The organism is Gottfriedia sp. NPDC058432, from assembly GCF_042721555.1.
In the GTDB taxonomy this organism is placed as follows: Bacteria; Bacillota; Bacilli; order Bacillales; family Bacillaceae_G; genus Gottfriedia.
The window spans coordinates 96,257-114,001 of the sequence record NZ_JBHXLC010000010.1 but is presented as its reverse complement, the minus strand read 5'-3'; the positions used below and the strand labels follow the sequence as shown (position 1 = coordinate 114,001).

13 protein-coding genes are annotated in these 17,745 nt (G+C 35.0%); 11 read left to right on the top strand and 2 right to left on the bottom strand.

Features of this window, described 5'->3' with window-relative positions:
* The first annotated feature begins 3 nt into the window (after positions 1-3).
* The 11 genes from ACFWM3_RS12345 (at position 4) to ACFWM3_RS12295 (ending at position 15,241) form a co-directional block, all read left to right on the top strand.
* A complete protein-coding gene (locus ACFWM3_RS12345) occupies positions 4-558 on the top strand; it encodes a 4Fe-4S dicluster domain-containing protein (RefSeq protein WP_390311513.1) in 555 nt (184 codons plus the stop codon).
* A gap of 33 nt (positions 559-591) precedes the next feature.
* A complete protein-coding gene (locus ACFWM3_RS12340; protein ID WP_056475604.1) occupies positions 592-1,125 on the top strand; it encodes a QcrA and Rieske domain-containing protein in 534 nt (177 codons plus the stop codon).
* On the top strand, positions 1,115-1,309 hold the full coding sequence (locus ACFWM3_RS12335) for a hypothetical protein (RefSeq protein WP_056475607.1): 195 nt from the start codon (positions 1,115-1,117) through the stop codon (positions 1,307-1,309). The genes ACFWM3_RS12340 and ACFWM3_RS12335 overlap by 11 nt, the downstream gene beginning before the upstream one ends.
* Positions 1,310-1,701: 392 nt before the next feature.
* Positions 1,702-2,136, top strand: a complete 435-nt coding sequence (locus ACFWM3_RS12330) for a GNAT family N-acetyltransferase (protein ID WP_390311512.1) — start codon at positions 1,702-1,704, stop codon at positions 2,134-2,136.
* Between the two features lie 232 nt (positions 2,137-2,368).
* Entirely contained in the window at positions 2,369-2,926 is a 558-nt protein-coding gene (locus tag ACFWM3_RS12325; RefSeq protein WP_390311560.1) for a TetR/AcrR family transcriptional regulator, read from the top strand.
* Between the two features lie 198 nt (positions 2,927-3,124).
* Complete coding sequence (gene speB, locus ACFWM3_RS12320; RefSeq protein WP_390311511.1) at positions 3,125-4,057, top strand: agmatinase; 933 nt, start codon at positions 3,125-3,127, stop codon at positions 4,055-4,057.
* A 577-nt stretch (positions 4,058-4,634) separates the two neighbouring features.
* The gene (locus tag ACFWM3_RS12315; RefSeq protein ID WP_390311510.1) at positions 4,635-5,969 is read left to right on the top strand and encodes an APC family permease; all 1,335 of its coding nucleotides are present in this window, start codon (positions 4,635-4,637) and stop codon (positions 5,967-5,969) included.
* 891 nt (positions 5,970-6,860) lie between these two features.
* Positions 6,861-8,123, top strand: a complete 1,263-nt coding sequence (locus ACFWM3_RS12310; protein ID WP_390311509.1) for a helix-turn-helix domain-containing protein — start codon at positions 6,861-6,863, stop codon at positions 8,121-8,123.
* A gap of 361 nt (positions 8,124-8,484) precedes the next feature.
* Positions 8,485-9,741 (top strand): helix-turn-helix domain-containing protein, encoded by a 1,257-nt coding sequence (locus tag ACFWM3_RS12305; RefSeq protein ID WP_390311508.1) that lies wholly within the window; start codon positions 8,485-8,487, stop codon positions 9,739-9,741.
* Positions 9,742-9,991: 250 nt separating this feature from the next.
* Complete coding sequence (locus tag ACFWM3_RS12300) at positions 9,992-14,137, top strand: S8 family serine peptidase (RefSeq protein WP_390311507.1); 4,146 nt, start codon at positions 9,992-9,994, stop codon at positions 14,135-14,137.
* 612 nt (positions 14,138-14,749) lie between these two features.
* A complete protein-coding gene (locus tag ACFWM3_RS12295) occupies positions 14,750-15,241 on the top strand; it encodes a YxiF family protein (RefSeq protein WP_390311506.1) in 492 nt (163 codons plus the stop codon).
* 149 nt (positions 15,242-15,390) lie between these two features.
* Here the strand turns inward: ACFWM3_RS12295 and ACFWM3_RS12290 are convergent, their stop codons facing one another.
* Both ACFWM3_RS12290 and ACFWM3_RS12285 read right to left on the bottom strand, forming a co-directional pair.
* Entirely contained in the window at positions 15,391-15,927 is a 537-nt protein-coding gene (locus tag ACFWM3_RS12290; protein WP_390311505.1) for a hypothetical protein, read from the bottom strand.
* 216 nt (positions 15,928-16,143) lie between these two features.
* Positions 16,144-17,658: a nitrate/nitrite transporter gene (locus ACFWM3_RS12285; RefSeq protein ID WP_390311504.1), complete on the bottom strand. Its 1,515-nt coding sequence runs from the start codon at positions 17,656-17,658 to the stop codon at positions 16,144-16,146.
* Between the last annotated feature and the right edge of the window lie 87 nt (positions 17,659-17,745).

Genomic DNA, 17,745 nt, shown 5'->3' with positions numbered 1-17,745 from the left:
TGAATGGAGTCGGGATCGATGAATAAAATCATGTATTTAGAATTTGAGCGATGTATTGGATGTCGTTCTTGTCAAGCGGCTTGCCGAGAATGCGGTGATCATGACGCAAAAGAAAGAAACTATGTAGAATATGTTGATTTCATGGAAAGTCGACAGACCTATCCGATGCTTTGTATGCATTGTAAAGATCCAGCCTGTGCACGAGTTTGTCCCGCGAATGCCATTCAAATAACTGAAGAAGGTGTAGTTCTTTCAGCTATGGAAGAGAAATGTATAGGATGTAGGAATTGTACTTTTGGATGCCCGTTCGGTATTCCTAAGTTCGATTTTGAAGAAAATAAAATGTACAAATGTGACATGTGCTACGATCGCTCAAAATACGATATTGCACCAATGTGTGCTTCTGTATGTCCTAGTGATGCGATTCGTTTTATTGACTTTGATGAAATGCAGCTGTTGCGTAGAAGAAGATCTCAGATGAATCTCGTTGAAGGGAAAAAACCACAAGAAGGAAATAAGTGGGAATACGTTCCGGAATTTTTTGGAGTATATACATAAATAAGTTCATATTAGGCGAAAGGAGACGGACTTATGCCTCAAGATAATAAAAGTAAACGAAATATAAAAGAAACAAATGATGATATGATTAACTTAATCGATAACTTAAACAGAAATGAAGATTTAAAATTAAACAGAAGATCTTTTCTGAAATCTGTTGTAGGTGCTTCTGTTGCTCTTGGATTAGCAACTGTTCCATTTTCAGCTATTGCCCTTAATAACAAGAAAGAGGATTTAAATAGACAAAAGATTATCAGATTGAAAGACTTACCAAAAGATAGTTCAATAAACTTTAACTATCCAACTGCCGATGAACCTGCAATACTAGTACACACAAAAGATGGTAATCTAAAAGCTTATAATAATAAATGTACTCATCTACAATGTCCTGTTTTTTATGATAAGGAAGAATCAAAGCTATTGTGTCCTTGTCACCGCGGATTCTTTAGCGTGGACAATGGTCAGCCTCTAGCTGGCCCACCTCAGCGTGAATTACCACTGATTGAATTAGAAGTAATCGATGGGGTTGTTTACGCAGTCGGAAGGAAAGTTCGTCATGGTGCGTAAAAAATATTGGATAATCATATTTATTACCTTAATTGTTAACGTAGTGATGCTTCAATGGACAATTGAGTCTTTTTATGGAGAAAAATATGAATCTGTTAAGCTATATACTGTTATAGGAGTTCTTTCTTCTATCGTTTGCTTTCTTACTTACTTAAAATGGAGAAAGAAAGAATATCAGAAATAATGAAAGTTAATAGATTGATTTGATGAAGAGATTGATGATGAATGAAATGAACGATTTTTAGAAGAAAACCCGCAAATAAATGAATTTTCTTTGCGGGTTTTTATATTTCAATAGATTTAATGTCATTCCTAATATCCAAGGGTATAAATCATTGCGTCTAGCTAGTCCAAAAAATGAGCTTTTATGGAACTCTTTCAAAATGACTCAGACGACATGCTATTCTTAATCTTTTAAGGTTTATTTGGTTGAGGAAGAAATATCTTCCTATTAGTTATATAATTTAAGCATTACTTCAAGTTAGCAGGAAGTAATGCTTTTTTAATTGAATAAGTGATATAGTTCTTCAATTCTATAAATTTTAAAAATATAAGAGTTAATCAAGGGGGAATATTATGCATCAATTATCAAGTATTAAGCATATGGAATCAAAAGATGAATTAGTAAAAGCTTTTAACCTTTTAAATCAATTGAGAACACACTTAACTTTAGAAAAATTTGAAGAACAATATAATCAAATGCATAAAGAAGGGTATCGTTTGATTGGTTTGGAAGTAAATGATGAGATTGTTGCAGTTGCAGGGATCAATATCTTAACAAACTTTTATAATAATAAATTTCTTTTCGTTTACGATTTGGTAACGAAAGAAACAGAAAGGTCAAAAGGATATGGTGAAGAATTAATGACGTACATTCATCGCTACGCACGCGAGCAAGAATGTTCACATGTAACATTAGAATCAGCTCTTCACAGAGTTGACGCTCATCGATTCTATGAGGAAAAAATGGGATACGATAAGTTTTGTTACTCATTCCGTTATACTCTATAAATAATGGAGATCATCCACCTTATGTAACAAACGTAGTGCTTTAGTAGAACAACATGATCGCCGATTCATCGTTATTTTATTTTTGAACAAAATGGTATGACCACAAAATTCCTATTTTCATTCGTGGTGTAGCAACAATTTTTTTATTGTCAGAATATTTCATTATATGATACAATGATGGAAACTGTTATAGTTTTTTTAGTTTCTGTGAATACGTGAGAGGTGGATATGTATTAAAGATCGAATTATAAAAGCTTTTATTGAAGAAATTCAACTTAAAGGTCTGAAATTTCCTTTAGATGATTTGGTAAAACGACTAGGTATTAGCAAAAAAACGTTGTACAAGTACTTTCCTTCAAAATTAGAAATGATGGAAGCGGTTATTGATTACACCTTTGAAGATATGGATATAAAAGCGACAGCAATTATACAGAATGACGAATTGTCTTTAATCGAAAAAATTAAAAATGTTATTACTGTTTTACCAGATCACTATCAGTTTCTTGACCAAAATATATTAGATCAAATGAAACGATATTATCCTGAACAGTGGGTTAGGATGGATACGATACTAAAGAGTGATTGGGAGTTGCTTCGTAATTTAATTGAGCAAGCGATCAAGGAAGGGATAATTGTTGATCGGAATATATCTCTAATTATGAAAGTTATTATTGAATCGATTAATTCTACATTAGATCAAAATTTTTATATGGAAAATCGAATGACTGTTTCTGAAGCACTTTCTGAAATAGTTGATATTCTACTTTTTGGTCTTACTATTCAAGAATAAAAGAGAAAGTTTCTTTTATTCTTCTTTTACGCCTATGGAAACTAAGGAAACTAATATAGTTTCCTATTTGGATAAACTTAGATTATAAAATAACGAATAAGCAACTTATGTTTGTTATTTTCATAATAAATTTAAAATTTCACATGTTAGAAAGGGGTTATATTATGGGAAATAAGATAGTTTGGAGGTATTTTGAAAATGTCAAATCCATTTGAAGATTATCAACCTGACTTTTGTACTTCAGGTTCTTTTATGAGGTTGCCTTCCGAAAGTGAGAATACAAGACTTGCTATATTAGGGATGCCTTTTGATACGGCAGCTTCTTATCGCGTAGGCGCTAGATTTGGTCCACAAGCCATTCGTCAGATGTCGATGAGTTTATCTTCTTATCATGCACTTCTTGATGTTTCACCTTTTGAAGATACAAATGCAATCGACATTGGGGATTTACCTGTCGTTACGCAAAATATCCATCGAAGCTATGGGATTATAGAAAATGCCATGTTCGATCTTATGAAAAACGGAATCATCCCTATTGGATTAGGTGGGGACCATTCCATCACATTAGCAAGTCTACGTGCAGCAGCCAAAGTATATGGACCTGTGGCTTTACTTCATTTTGATTCCCATACAGATACATGGGATACATATATGGATGAGAAATACTGGCACGGTTCTCCTTTTATTCGCGCACATGAAGAAGGTCTTATACAGCCAGATAAAGTTTTTCAAATCGGTATGCGCGGCTGGGAAATAACTTCTAGTCTTGAATTGGGGTATAACGTTATTACTCAGAGCGAGCTGTTTACTCGTGGGATTGATGATGTTGTCCAACAAGTAAAAAGTACGATTGGTAATACTCCTTGTTTCCTAACTTTCGATATTGATTTCGTTGATCCTGCTTTTGCTCCAGGAACTGGTACACCTGAAGTGGGTGGTTTCAGCAGTCATGAAACACTTAAAATGGTTCGTTCTCTTACTGATTTTAACTTTGTTGGGTTTGATCTGGTTGAGGTACTACCTTCATTTGATCCAACTCAAACTACTGCCCTTTTAGCTGCAACAATTGTGCATACTTTTGGTAGTTTGATAGCCTTAAAAGTTAGGAAGGATTCCGTCATACAAATATAGTTTTATTTCACGTTAGCATGATCACCAAGCCAACAGATACTATTGTAATTAAATGATACTTTTAAAATCGGCAGGATTGCATTAAATTATTTTCAATTGAACAAGATAAATTCCAAAGAAAGTTATCTAATTTATAAATTTATCCAAGCCTTTATGCGTATTAAAAAACCCCCTTATAATTAGGCTGTGTAGTCATGTTCAAATCGTAATTATAAGGGGAATCCCTAAAGTAAAGGTCAACATTGAATTCCAAATTAATGAAATACTAAAAGTTTTGACGAAGAGACTTTTATTTAATGTTATCGATTTTGATAAGTATGTTAAAAAGCCAATAGTTTTCAAATTCTTGCAGCTACTTATCTTAGTGCAAATGAATAAAAATGGATAGTTTTGCTGGGTAGTTGCTTTATATACTGGTGTATTTTTAATTCGCGATTAAATGACTGAAAATTCAGTTAATGCTTTAAGGTAACATAAAAATTCAATTTAACAAGACTAGTAAGTTTTCATGCAATGCTAATGATTCAAAATATACTTTATGACAATTATTTTTTGAAAATTATTAGGAGGAAAATAAATGGAAAAAGAGGTTTCTTTAAAACGTTCATTAATACTTTGGCATATTGTCATAATTGGGATAGGGTTTATTGCGCCGACAATTGTGTTCGATACTTTTGGTATTGTTTCCAAAGCAACAGATGGCCATGTTCCAGCCGGATACTTGTTGACTGTGATTGCGATTCTTTTTACAGCTGGAAGTTACAGGGAAATGGTGAGGGTTTTCCCTTCCTCAGGGTCTGCCTATACTTATGTGCAAAAGACTATAAACCCATCACTTGGCTTTATAGTTGGATGGTCAATTCTTTTAGATTATCTTTTTACACCGATGATCAATGCGTTAGTATGCAGTATATATGTTTCAACATTGTTCCCCGATTTTCCAGTTTGGTTAACCATTGTGTTCTTTGTTCTTGTGACAACGCTAACTAATATATTTAGTGTAAAAATTTCGATATCTGTAAATGTTTTGTTTGTTATTTGGCAATTTATTACAGTATTTGTTTTTACTGCATTATGCATAATCCATCTATTGCAAGGAAAGGGCCCGGAAGGACTATTTTCCTTAGAACCACTTTATTCAAGCAATTTGAAATTTTCTCTGTTAATGGGTGGTGCAGCATTACTAGCTTTTTCATTTCTTGGATTTGATGCGGTTACTACGCTTGCAGAAGAAACGAAAGATCCGAAAAAAACAATTCCAAAGGGAATATTATTAATTGTCATTATTGCAGGCTTTTTGTTCATCACTGCTTCCTATTTTGAGCAATCTGCATTAGCTCTTTTTCCAAAAATAGAAGATATTGAAGGAACCTCCTCTATTTTAGCAAAATATTTAGGAGGGGTATTTTTTCAATCTATGTTATTTTCAGCTTCTCTTACATCTACTTTTGTATCAGCCATGGTTTCACAGACAAGTGCTTCACGGATTTTATATGCAATGGGCAAGGATGGTGTACTACCAAGAAAATTTTTTGGATATATACATCCGCGCTTTGGGACACCTGTCTATAATATCCTTTTACTTGGATTAATAGGTTTAACTGCTATATTTCTAAATTTAGAAACTGCAACTTCCTTTATTACCTTTGGAGCACTTACTGCCTTTACTTTTGTGAATTTGTCAGTCTTTTTCCACTACATAATCAAAGAGAGAAGAAGAGGATTCAAATCTGTTTTAAATTATCTCGTTTCACCGTTAATTGGTACATGCTTAATAGTATTTTTATGGTTAAATCTTGATCAACATGCTCTAGTTTTAGGAATTTCTTGGGTAGCGATTGGAATATCATACCTGTTAATACTAGAAAACATATTTAAGAAAGATATATCCAAAATAAATTTTGAAGCATAGAAATTTTTCGAAGTTAATTGTAAGCATATTGGAAACTTTGAACAAATATCATTAAATTTAGCAAAAGAGTTTATTAGCACATTTTTATATCATGTAAAAGACACAAGATTAATAGGTGTTGCACTGCCAAATGTTTATTTAGATAGTTTCTTAGATGAGGAAGACACTCTAAATAAGATGACAGAAGAAAGAACAGGACTAGAGAATGTTCTTACCAGGAAAGAATTTATTGTTCATTAAAAATGGTTCATTTAATGGTTATGAGATCTTAGGCTATGAAACAAGTTCATTTCAAACTTATTTGTGTAACGGATTAGAAAAGATTTTAAAAATCAATTTAATTTTACATTGAATGAATATAGTTTTATTAAATCCCTTGCTGAAGCAGACAGGTGTTGTTACATCGCAAATAACGAAGACTTTGGAAGTAAACCTGTTTTTTGGCTTCCATGGGCTATTTTTGAATTCAATTCTTATTGAATTAACACATGCTTTAGTTGAAGAACACAAACTGCTTAATTGCAGTTTTTTTGTTGAACAAATGGCAGATTCGTATAAGAATTTTATTGTTTTAACAATTTTATTCTCTCGGAAGTGTTTTTTCACAAATGAATGTAAAATTTGAAGTGACACTTTAGCACGGATTTTATCTTTTTAAGGAGTATTCCTAAACTCTTACAAGAAAAATGAGCTTTCTAAGCAACTGATGGTCATTTGTATGGCGAATTAATTGTATTCTATCATCATGTTTATTTTTTATATAAACCTAAAATTGTTAATTCGAAATAATATTTTGTAAATTGAAAAAATTAAAATGGTATTATACGATATTAAAAAGATTAAGATCGAAAACGTATTGGTAAGTACGGAACAAGAAAGCAGGTGGATAGGATGAATGTCAATCTTTTTGATAAAATTGACCAATATATGCAAAAAAAGAAATTGAGCAGAACGGATTTGGCAAAACAAACCGGTATCCACTTGAGTGAGATAAGCCGTATTTTGAATCATAAGCAGTCACTTTCTTTGAACAATTTGGATATAATTACTATTGCACTCGGGCTTATTGAAGGTACTTTATATCCTTATTATGTGGAGGAATGTTTTAATGAGAGTGGAAATTTGGATAAGAGAAAAGGTGAGCAGTTTTTATATAAATGTGCAGTAATAGGGTATGAAAGGCAACTCCAATCTATTTTTGATGCAGTAGTGGAAGAGAGATCTAAAACTGTACGAAGCAAAAATTTTGTGCACATTTTTTCTGTGGCAGAGCAGCTGTTTGAAGAAGGAATGGAAGAAAAAGCATTGCTACTGTATGAATTCATCATAGAGAACATGCCCGATCACTTCTCACAAGAAGTAGCGATCAGTTATTTCAGACGGTTTTACATAGTTCGATTAACCGAAGAAGGACAATTCGCGCTTGGGTATGTGCTAGAGCATATAGCTTATATGCCAGAAGAATTTCAGATATTATCCTATGTTTGGATTACAGCTACGTTTTATGTACGACGGGAATGGAAAAAAACGTTCTATTATGCTAGTAAATTAGAGAAAATGGCTAAAAAAGGTGAGCATTATGGAAGGGCTCTTGTATACCAAAGTCTCGCATTACCACGTCTAGGTGGCTCATTGGAAGAAGTATTAGCCCTTATAGATCGATATGCACAGGTTAATGAATATTTTGCTGATGCAGCTATTGGGAATAAATTTTGTGCTTATCTAGATTTTAATCAATTCGAATATGCCGATGACTACTTAAAATGGCTACAAGGGAGGGACGATATGTTTGCCGGCTTACCGCGAGTGTTAGAGGCATATGTCCAACTGCATCGACTAGAGGATGTTGAGCGATTAATGGATCGTTTTCAGCATATCATCCAAGATTGGGCTGCAAGTAAGCATCCACATCAGCAGCAGATGTACTTGCGTTTTCGTTATGCCTATGCTTTGTACCAATTTGCTTGCAAGCGTTTTTCAGAAGGGCTATATGAGGTGTTAGATGTAGCATATGCGGCAAATAAAATCGGCATTCCGGAGAGATTTAAACAATGCCTACTTATCTATTGGGAATATAGAGATTATGTCACAATCGAACACGAAGTAATGTATGTGAAGTTATTCCAAACAGAAAATAGTAGCAAACTACTTTAATTATATGAAGTTGGTAAACTTTTTTTCTTTCGTGGGGGAGAAGATACCATCTTCAAAAAAATGGAAGGACCGGAAATCCTTCATTATTTACATAAGCATGAGTAAGTAAGAAAAAGAGGTCTCAAAAAACAGAGACTTCTTTTTTATTATCATAAAAAAGTAAAATTGATAGAATTTGTTAAAACTGAAATCCCATCAAGTCGCAATATAATGAAATTAGCAACAACTAAGGAAAAGGAGAATGAGAATATGAAATTATATTTTTATAATTAGTTTTATGTTAGGAAAGCATTTTAGTTTTAAAGAATATCTAATTTTATATCTTCATAGCCTAATTGGCGATAAATGGTAGGTGGTTAAGGTGAATACTGTTCTATATCAAAAGATTCAGCATTATATGCAGAAGAAAAAATGGAATCAAAGTGACTTATCGAAAAATACTGGTATTCATTTCAGTGATATAAGTCGGATTTTGAACCATAAGCAGTCTCTCTCATTAAAAAAACTGGATGAGATAACGAAAGCGTTTGGGTTAAAGGAAGGGTCTTTCTATTCATATTTTGTACAGGAATGTCTTAGTGACAATAAATATGCAGAAAAGCGAACGTGTACACAGTTTTTATATAAATGTGCAGTTTATGGGTTTGAGAAAGAATTTCACGAACTGTTACGTGTAATGATGGCAGAAACTTCACCTATTACGCGAACCAAGTATATGACATATATTTTTTCCGTGGCAGAGAAGTTATTTGCAGTGGGAAAAAAAGAGAAGGCGCTTCCGCTCTATGAGAAAATCATTGAAAATACGTCTGATCACTTCTCAGAACAACTGGCAATAAGTCATTTTAGGAAGTTTTATATGAACAGCATGACTGAGGAAGGCGAACATGCGTTAACGTATGTGTTAGAGCATCTCCCATATATGCCAAGGGGAGTTCGGAGAGAAGCTTATTTATGGATTACAGCCGGTTGCTATAGACGTCAAGAATGGAAAAAAGTTCTCCATAATGCTCAAGCGTTAGAACGCATATCCAGTGAAGGCAGTTATTATGGAATAGCTCTTATGTATAAGAGTTTTGCGCTAATGCGATTAGGGGCTCCATTAGATACAGTGCTGACTTATATCGATCAATATGCGCAAGTAAATGAGTTTTTTGCTGATATTGCAGTTGGGAATCGATATATTGTCCTGTTAGATTATGGGAGGCTAGAGTATGTAGATGAGTATTTGATTTGGTTGGAAGGAAGAGAAGATTTGTACGTTGGTTTACCAAGAGTACTGGAGGCATATGTCTTTTTGAGTCGCCTAGATGATGCTACAAGATTAATAGAAAGGTTTCCCCATGTGATTGAGGATATGGCTGTAAGTAAGGAACCTTGGTTAAAGCAGAAAATGTATTGGGATTTTCGCTATGCGCATGCTTTGTATTGGTGTAAAAGAAATCAGTTTTCAAAAGGCTTGGATGAATTATTGGATGTAGCGGAAGCGGCAAATCAAATAAGGAATATGGAAAGATTGAAACAATGCCTTCAAGTTTACTGGGAATATAGATCCTATGCGACTATCGAACATGAAGTTAAATATAAACAATTATTAAGTATTAAAGAATGCAACTGAATACACTTCCAAATAGTTTGGAGCAATACACGAATTTTTCGTATTTGCTTGTCAGCCTGATCTGTAAAGATAACAAACATTAAATGTTTCCCTTTGAACGATTAAGCTAATCAGATTATAAGGAGAAAAAACTGCTTTGGGAGTTCATACTAAAAAAAAAGTGACTTGATGGAATTTTGCAAAAATTAAAATTCACTCAACCCTATATACAATGAAGTTGTAACAAACACAGTAAGAAGGGGAGAGAGAAATGAAGAAGAAATTTGTAAAAAGTACCGCAATCTTTGCGCTCAGCACTGGAGTTCTACTTAGTACTTTGCCAAACATCAACACTAATGCCGTTGTTAGCGCAAAATCATCAACTTCAATCGAACAAGTATTATCAAATCTTACACCTGCTCAGAGACAAGCCATTAGACAGCTGAAAACGAATGACCAAGAGGGATTGCAATTATCTCCTGAGGTTGATCCAGAAAGTAATGCTCCTGTTTCTGTCATTGTTGAGTTTAAGGACAAGCCAGAAAAAACAGCAATATTAGTAGCGCAAGCGGAAGGTAAATCTCTTTCTTCTGCTGAAGCAAAACAAAAAGTAGTTGCTTCTCATGAAACGTTTCAAAACGATTTGAAAACGATTTTTAAACAGGAGCTAAAAGAAAAGAAAAATCCTTACACTGTAAAACAGACATTTAAGCATGCGTTTAACGGGGTTGCCATGACACTACCTGCCAACAAGGCCAAAGAATTACTCCAATCCGGAGCGGTAAAGACTGTCTGGAGCGATATGCAAGTACAGGTAGAGCCATCGGTAGAAGAACAACAATCGAATCAACAAGCAGATACACATACAAGAGTGACATTCCCTGGCATCAAAAAGCTTCATGAAGAAGGATATACAGGGAAAGGAATTAAAATCGGCATTCTTGACACTGGAATTGACTACAATCATCCTGATTTACGTGATGCGTACAAAGGTGGTTATGATTTTGTCGACAATGATAATGACCCGATGGAAACAACATATGATGACTGGAAGAAATCAGGACAGCCGCAAACAAGCTCCAGCGGCGAAACGTATTATACCGAACATGGTACTCACGTCGCTGGAATTATTGCTGGACAAGGAAAGAACAACACGGATTATGCCGTGGAAGGCGTTGCTCCAGGTGCAGATATTTACTCTTATCGTGTACTAGGTCCATACGGTTCCGGTTCGACGGCAGGAATTTTAGCTGGTATCGATAAAGCGGTGGCAGACGGTATGGACATCATCAGTATGTCCCTTGGTGCTTCTTTCAATGATCCATTATACGTGACGAGCATCGCCGTCAACAATGCGGTTCTTGCGGGAGTCACAACGGTTGTAGCAGCAGGAAACTCCGGTGACAGAATGTATACGCTCGGTTCGCCAGGTACATCTCCTTTGGCAATCACAGTCGGAGCGAACGATGTATCGGAGAATATCACAACATTTAAGGGAGCTATTGACACAGTATCTGTTGACATGCGCCTTCTTGGACAGAATTATACCGATAACATCCCTGCTCTAAAAGGTCAAACTCTTCCAGTTGTAGATGTGGGTCTTGGTGGTTTAAACGATTATACTGGGAAGGATGTAAAAGGGAAAATTGTACTCGTAAGCCGAGGTACGTATGGGATAAATGATAAAGTCAAGTATGCGAAGCAAAATGGCGCACTTGCTGTTCTTATGTATAACAACAATACGGCAGAAGGATATCTACCGTTTAATCTAGGCGAAGGAATGGACTTCATCCCGGCGTTCAATCTCACGAATGCCGATGGATTGGCACTGCAGGCAAAAGTGAAAGCTGGATACACAAGCTTCACCTTTGGAGAAATGAGTCAAATGCAAACGAATGGGAATACGTTGGCAGGTTTCAGTTCCCGCGGTCCGTCCCGAGTGTTGTATGATATCAAGCCGGAAGTAACTGCACCTGGTGTTGCCGTATTCTCTACTGTGCCGTCTTATGTACACGGGCCAGATCAAATCGGAAACTACAAATATGCATACGAGCGCCTATCAGGCACATCTATGGCGACCCCGAATGTTTCCGGCGTGGCGGCTCTGTTATTACAAGCCAATCCAAAGTCCACACCAGCCGAAGTGAAGCAAAAATTGATGAATACTGCCGATCCGCTAAATGGGGACTACAGCGTATTTGAAGTTGGGGCAGGCCAAGTTGATCCTTACGAAGCGGTTCATTCCCAAACTCGAATCGAAGTAGTCGATAAAACGGAAGGGACATTTGATAAAAAAGGAAAATTAAAGAGCATTAAAGATGACACTGGAGCAGTCAGCTTTGGCACCATTGCACCAGATGGAAAAAATGTGCAGGATAAACGTTCTGTTGTTATTTACAACGACAGCAAGCAAGCAAAAACATTTGATGTGAAGGTTCAGTTCCAGACCGGTCGAAGAGGTTCAAAGGATGCGGCTGCAAATGGAGTTCAGCTCTTAACTAATAAGACAATTACAATAAAGGAAAATTCGAAACAGAATGCAAATGTTGTAATTGAGGTTCCAAAAGAAGCAGTATTAGGTACGTATGAAGGGTATATCACGTACATAAACAAAGATAATCCAGAAGAATCATACCAAGTTCCATTTGCCATCCATACAGTGAAGGAAGGAATCGATCATATCGCGATAGATCCGCCAGCCTATACGACAGCTGTTGAGGCAGGCTATAACGGATTAAGATGGTCGGTTGGTCTACTCTTTCAATTAAAGTCCCATATGCGCACAATGGATTTATTTCTTGTAAATCCAAAAACGAACGAAGAAATAGGTTTCCTTGGCTCATTGGACGGTACTGGTGCGGATGAGAATATTGAATATTATCTAAGAGGCGCAATGAACGAAGGATTTTATTATCCGTTAACGGGAGATAAGGATAACCCGATTGCGTATGATAAGGAACAAACCGAACCAGGATTATATAAAATCAGGCTCGTTGGGACAAATGATGATGGAAAAACCTTCAGCGCAGATGCACCTGTTTACTATAGCGTTACACAGCCAACGCTCAATCTTAGCTCGGAATCCGGTGTATATGAATATAGTCCGGAACAACCAACTGTTTCATTAACAGGTTCTGTTTATGATCCAGATGTGAAAGAGATGAAAGCTGGGGGCATTAATGTTTCTCAAGCAGATAACAAAGTTGTCTATACGATGCCGGGTAGTGGAAGCGGACTTGGAGGAGGGACTAAGACCGTAACGGTACCGGTAGAAGAAAGTGGCAAGTTTGCTACGCAAATCCCTCTGAATCCAAATGTACAACCGTTCAAAGTGCAAATGTATGCAGAAAACAAGGCGACAGTGCGGAACTATACAAGTAATAAAACTCTATACTATGTGAAAAAAGGTACGCCGTATGCGACTGCTATGGCTGACAAACAGACAGTAAAGGCGGGCGATACAGTGACGGTTACCCTTTCCATGAACAATATGACAAACATGAAACAAGCTGTCTATTCATTTATAGATTCCAGTCTATCGAATATCGATCTAGTGAGCATAAAACCGCATGCAACAATGGAAGGGAAAGTAGATATTAAGACGGCAAATTCAAATAGCGGAAGTTCGATAAAAAGAGATATTACTGTAACATTAACTGGCGATGTAGCACAAACAGGAGTAACTGGTAAAATTCCAATGGTTGATCTAACATACAAAGTAAAAAATGATGCCGACACTGCATTTCCAGCATTAGCACAATTTAATGCTTCGTATACTAATACGGATGACTCAACGAAATCCGCATTTGGCATCAGTCTTCCTTACTTTGTTGAACGAAATTATTCCTTTATGAAATCGTATGTCTATGCCGAAGCATTTACGCTTCTTCCTTATCTTGATGAACCATCAAGCTTGGATTATGTAAAGGCAGGTGCAAAGGTCAAAGTAACAGATGAAACAGGAAAAGAATATCCAAACACATTTGGAAAAGGGAGTATGGCGTTTCCATCCTCGTTATCATCCAATCTGCCGCTAACAGATAAACCATTTACACTAGTAGTAGATATGCCGGGGCATTTCACGGTTAAGAAAAACTTTACGATCGGGTTGAAAGAAAATGGTGAAGTCAAGCCTTACTCCAAGGCACTCTACTATGACAATGCGCCTGCAGGTGATGTAAACAAGGATAATGTGATTGATATCCGAGATGCGCTTACCATTCAATCCTATTTGAAAACAAACAAACGTGAAGCTGACATCAACTTTGATGGTGTGGTAGATGAGAAAGATATGCAATATGTGGTGAATAATTACTTAATGCAAAACCCATGGATGTTGGACAAGGCTCCGAAACCGGAAGAGAAATACAAGGGGAAAGCATTAAATGATGTTCTTCACAAGATAGGAATGAGGTAACGACTAAAAAGATTATGTGTTAGAGTGAATCACTATTAATAACCTAAACTTAAAAATCGGTGGCGATCGGAATGACGTTGCCGGTTTTTTTGATTTTAACCCATTCTTAGTGTCAGTTGATCTCCACTTGTAGAAGACTGACAGGAGAGAATCTTATTTGTTTAACTAACTAGCCATCGATTAACGATGAAGAAACCTCTACCGATGAAAGTCCTGCTATGTGGACTAACCTCAAAAAGTTAGACAAATAGATTTGCAGTTTTAGAGAACTAGACTCTGTAATGAACATAAGGTCTAAGTGTGCCCCATCCGCGAGATCTTAGGCTTGGTTGAAAGTAATCAACTGGAGATATAAAAATTGCATAATCGCTAGGTATAAAAAGTATTCTTCAGATTAACCTATTGCATTAGGAAGAGAAGGGGATTTGTGGCAGCAGTAAAAATAATATTCTGGTAAAAATTAAATTGCCACTAATGTAAAATCATTGCATTAGTGTTTTTTTGCATTTACACCGATTTCTTATTCAACATAATGGCTGTTTAATTGAACAAGGCATTCAGTTTTTTTGTTAAAATGGGCTTATTAATATGTTCATAGAGGAGACTGTTTAAGTGGATATCAACAATCGAAAAGAAAAGATTAAATTACTTCAATTGAAAAATAATCGAAATAACATAATTAAAAAAATTAAGACTAAGGACATACACTTAACTTTAAATTCTTTCTTAGAACCTCAATACTCCAGAGACTTACTTATTAATTTACACAAAGAAATAGATAAGTTAGGTGAAAATAAAGAAGAATTTAAGTTTGACCATAATAACCCTAAAGCAGTTAAAGAAATTGATTTGTTATATAAGAAAATTCCTAAGCATCTTCTAGAAAAAGAAGTTATTTTGTTTCATTTGAATTATCGTGAAACAGGCGCGATTATTTTAAGGTTAAAAGATATTTTTAGTGATATTAATTGGTTCGTTAACTTTAGTGGGTATAACGATAATACTTTTGATTTTGTTGTTTTTGAACAGACTTTTAATTTTGGAATTTGTATTGAAAGGTTGGAATATTGGGATGCATTTACTAACTGGGGCTTATACAATTAAAGCAGAGCGTTAGTTGAAAAGGCACCACTCAAGAGCAATGCCTTTTTCTCATTTTATTATCTAATACAAATTAGCACGTTATTTATATAACTTTACAAAAAACAGAACAACGATTGAAATTACGTTTCAAATAAGTTAAGTATTTTCAGTTACCATTCGTTTGTTGCTTCAATTAATAAACTGCTTCCTTTAAAGGATCTCTCACCAAAATGTGTAATCAATATACATTCTGTAATATTTGATGATTGTTCATCCGTTTTGTAGCTTATAAACATACCAGAGGCAATTTCTTTATTTGTTTCATCGAATACTCGTACTTTTTTTCCTTCTAAACTATGTAGTCTTGCTTTTTGAAGAAAGGCAACCCAATAGTCCCAATTTGTAATGATGTATGCTCCTTCTCCAGTAGATAAGTAGCCTAATAAACTTTGAGAATCATTATATTCAGCATTAAGAACTAGAATAAGATACTTAATAATATGGTGTACGGTTGTATATTGTTTTAGATTTAATTGTGGGGGGAAATTGATTTTTAGACATCTTTTATTAGAATCTATGATACCTTCTAATTTAATGTTATCTTTTGTGTAAAAATACGTTCCTTCTTGAATTTTAAATCCTTTCATATGAAGAGTATGTTCTATAGATAGATCAGGGCTAATAGAGTGTAATTCAACAGTTAACATGATGTATATCTCCTCCCGTGGCTTTATCACTTACGATCAATTCATTCCTTATTATAAAAGATAACGAAGAAAGCTCCTGTGACATTTATTACATGTAAGTGGTAGAAAAAGTATTATATACATAGTTCAATACATAAAAAGAAAGTGGTGCCCCTTTATAGGAGCACCATATGTAAAGTATTATGTTTTTCATAAGTTATAGAATAAACTACATTTTTAGTTTATTTTACTTTTACTTTTACTTGTAGATAGATCACTAAATTGTCCAATATAATAAATCACTTTACCATGATCGTCACACACTTGAGTGATCGTCAGCCATTCTAAATAAACTTCACCATTTTTTCGCTTGTTCCAAATTTCACCTTGCCAATTACCTTGATCTTTGAGTTGTTTCCAAAGTTGTATATAGAATGCTTTGTTGTGATGTCCAGATTGAAGGATATTTGGCTTTTTACCAATGACTTCTTCTTTCTTGTAGCCTGTTACTTTCGTGAAGAAAGGATTTATTTTTTGAATTACTCCATGCTCATTTGTAACCATCATTGCTTGGGCTGTATTTTCTAATATTTTATATTCCGTTTTCAATTTTTCACGGAAAGTCATCCATACTACAATAACAAAACTGAGAAGTGCAAACTCAGATAATGCCATAAATCCAATCGCATAATGTCCTGTCAAGCTAAATACAGCTGTTAATATTAATGGAGGGAAGAAGCCTCCTAAACCTCCCATAGCAGCAACTAACCCATTTACAATACCAGCCTGTTTTGAAAAATAAAGTGGTACTAATTTAAAGATTGTACCGTTTCCGATTCCTGCACAAACTGCTACTAATAAAACCCCTACTGTGTATAGTTTAATAGTAGGAGAAAAAGATAATAGAACTCCTGAGAATGTTAGTCCACCAAAGACAAACAATAAAATATTGAAAGGATTGAATTTATCTGAAAGGAATCCACCGATTGGTCGGAAAACTGTTGCTAGAGCAATGAAGCCAGCGGTAAGTAAACCAGCGTCAATGGGACTTAAATTAAAATTATTAACTAAGAAATTTGGTAAATAGATTGTAAATGCAACAAACGATCCGAAAGTTATGAAATAGAATAAATTAAGTGACCATAAAGTTGAATTATGATAAACCTCTTTTACCTGCTTTACAATCGGAACATTTACTTTCTTCTCATTTTTATCACCTAACAGAAAATTAAATAGGGCAAACGCAATTAGTAATACTAAATAAAATCTGACTGTTGTTTCCCAACCAAATGATTTAGCTAAAACAGGTGCCGAAAATGCAGTAATGGCTGTACCGATATTACCAGATCCATAAATTCCATTCACAAAACCATGTTTATTTGAAGAGTAATACTTTGGTAATGAAGTGACTCCGACTGAAAAGACTGCACCACCTATACCAATAAATAATCCTCCAATAACTAAATCTAAAAGTGAATCAGCATGACTAATGAAAAATACAGGAAATAAAAGTGCAAGAAAACAGATGGTGAAAATGGGTCTAGCTCCAAATCGATTTGTGTAATACCCGATTGGAATACGTAAGATGCTTCCTAAAATTACAGGGATGGCAGTGACTAAAGAGACTTGACCATTTGTTAATTCAATATCTTGGCGAATATTTGGCATGAGTGAAGAAATGAGTACCCAAACCATGAACCCTACGATGAGACTTGATGTTTGAAGAGGTAATTGGATTTTAGAACTTTTCATATAATGATGCCCCTTTCAATGGATCAATAATAAAATTTACTAACTAAATTTTACCAATCAATGGAAAGAAGCGTTGTGAAGTATATC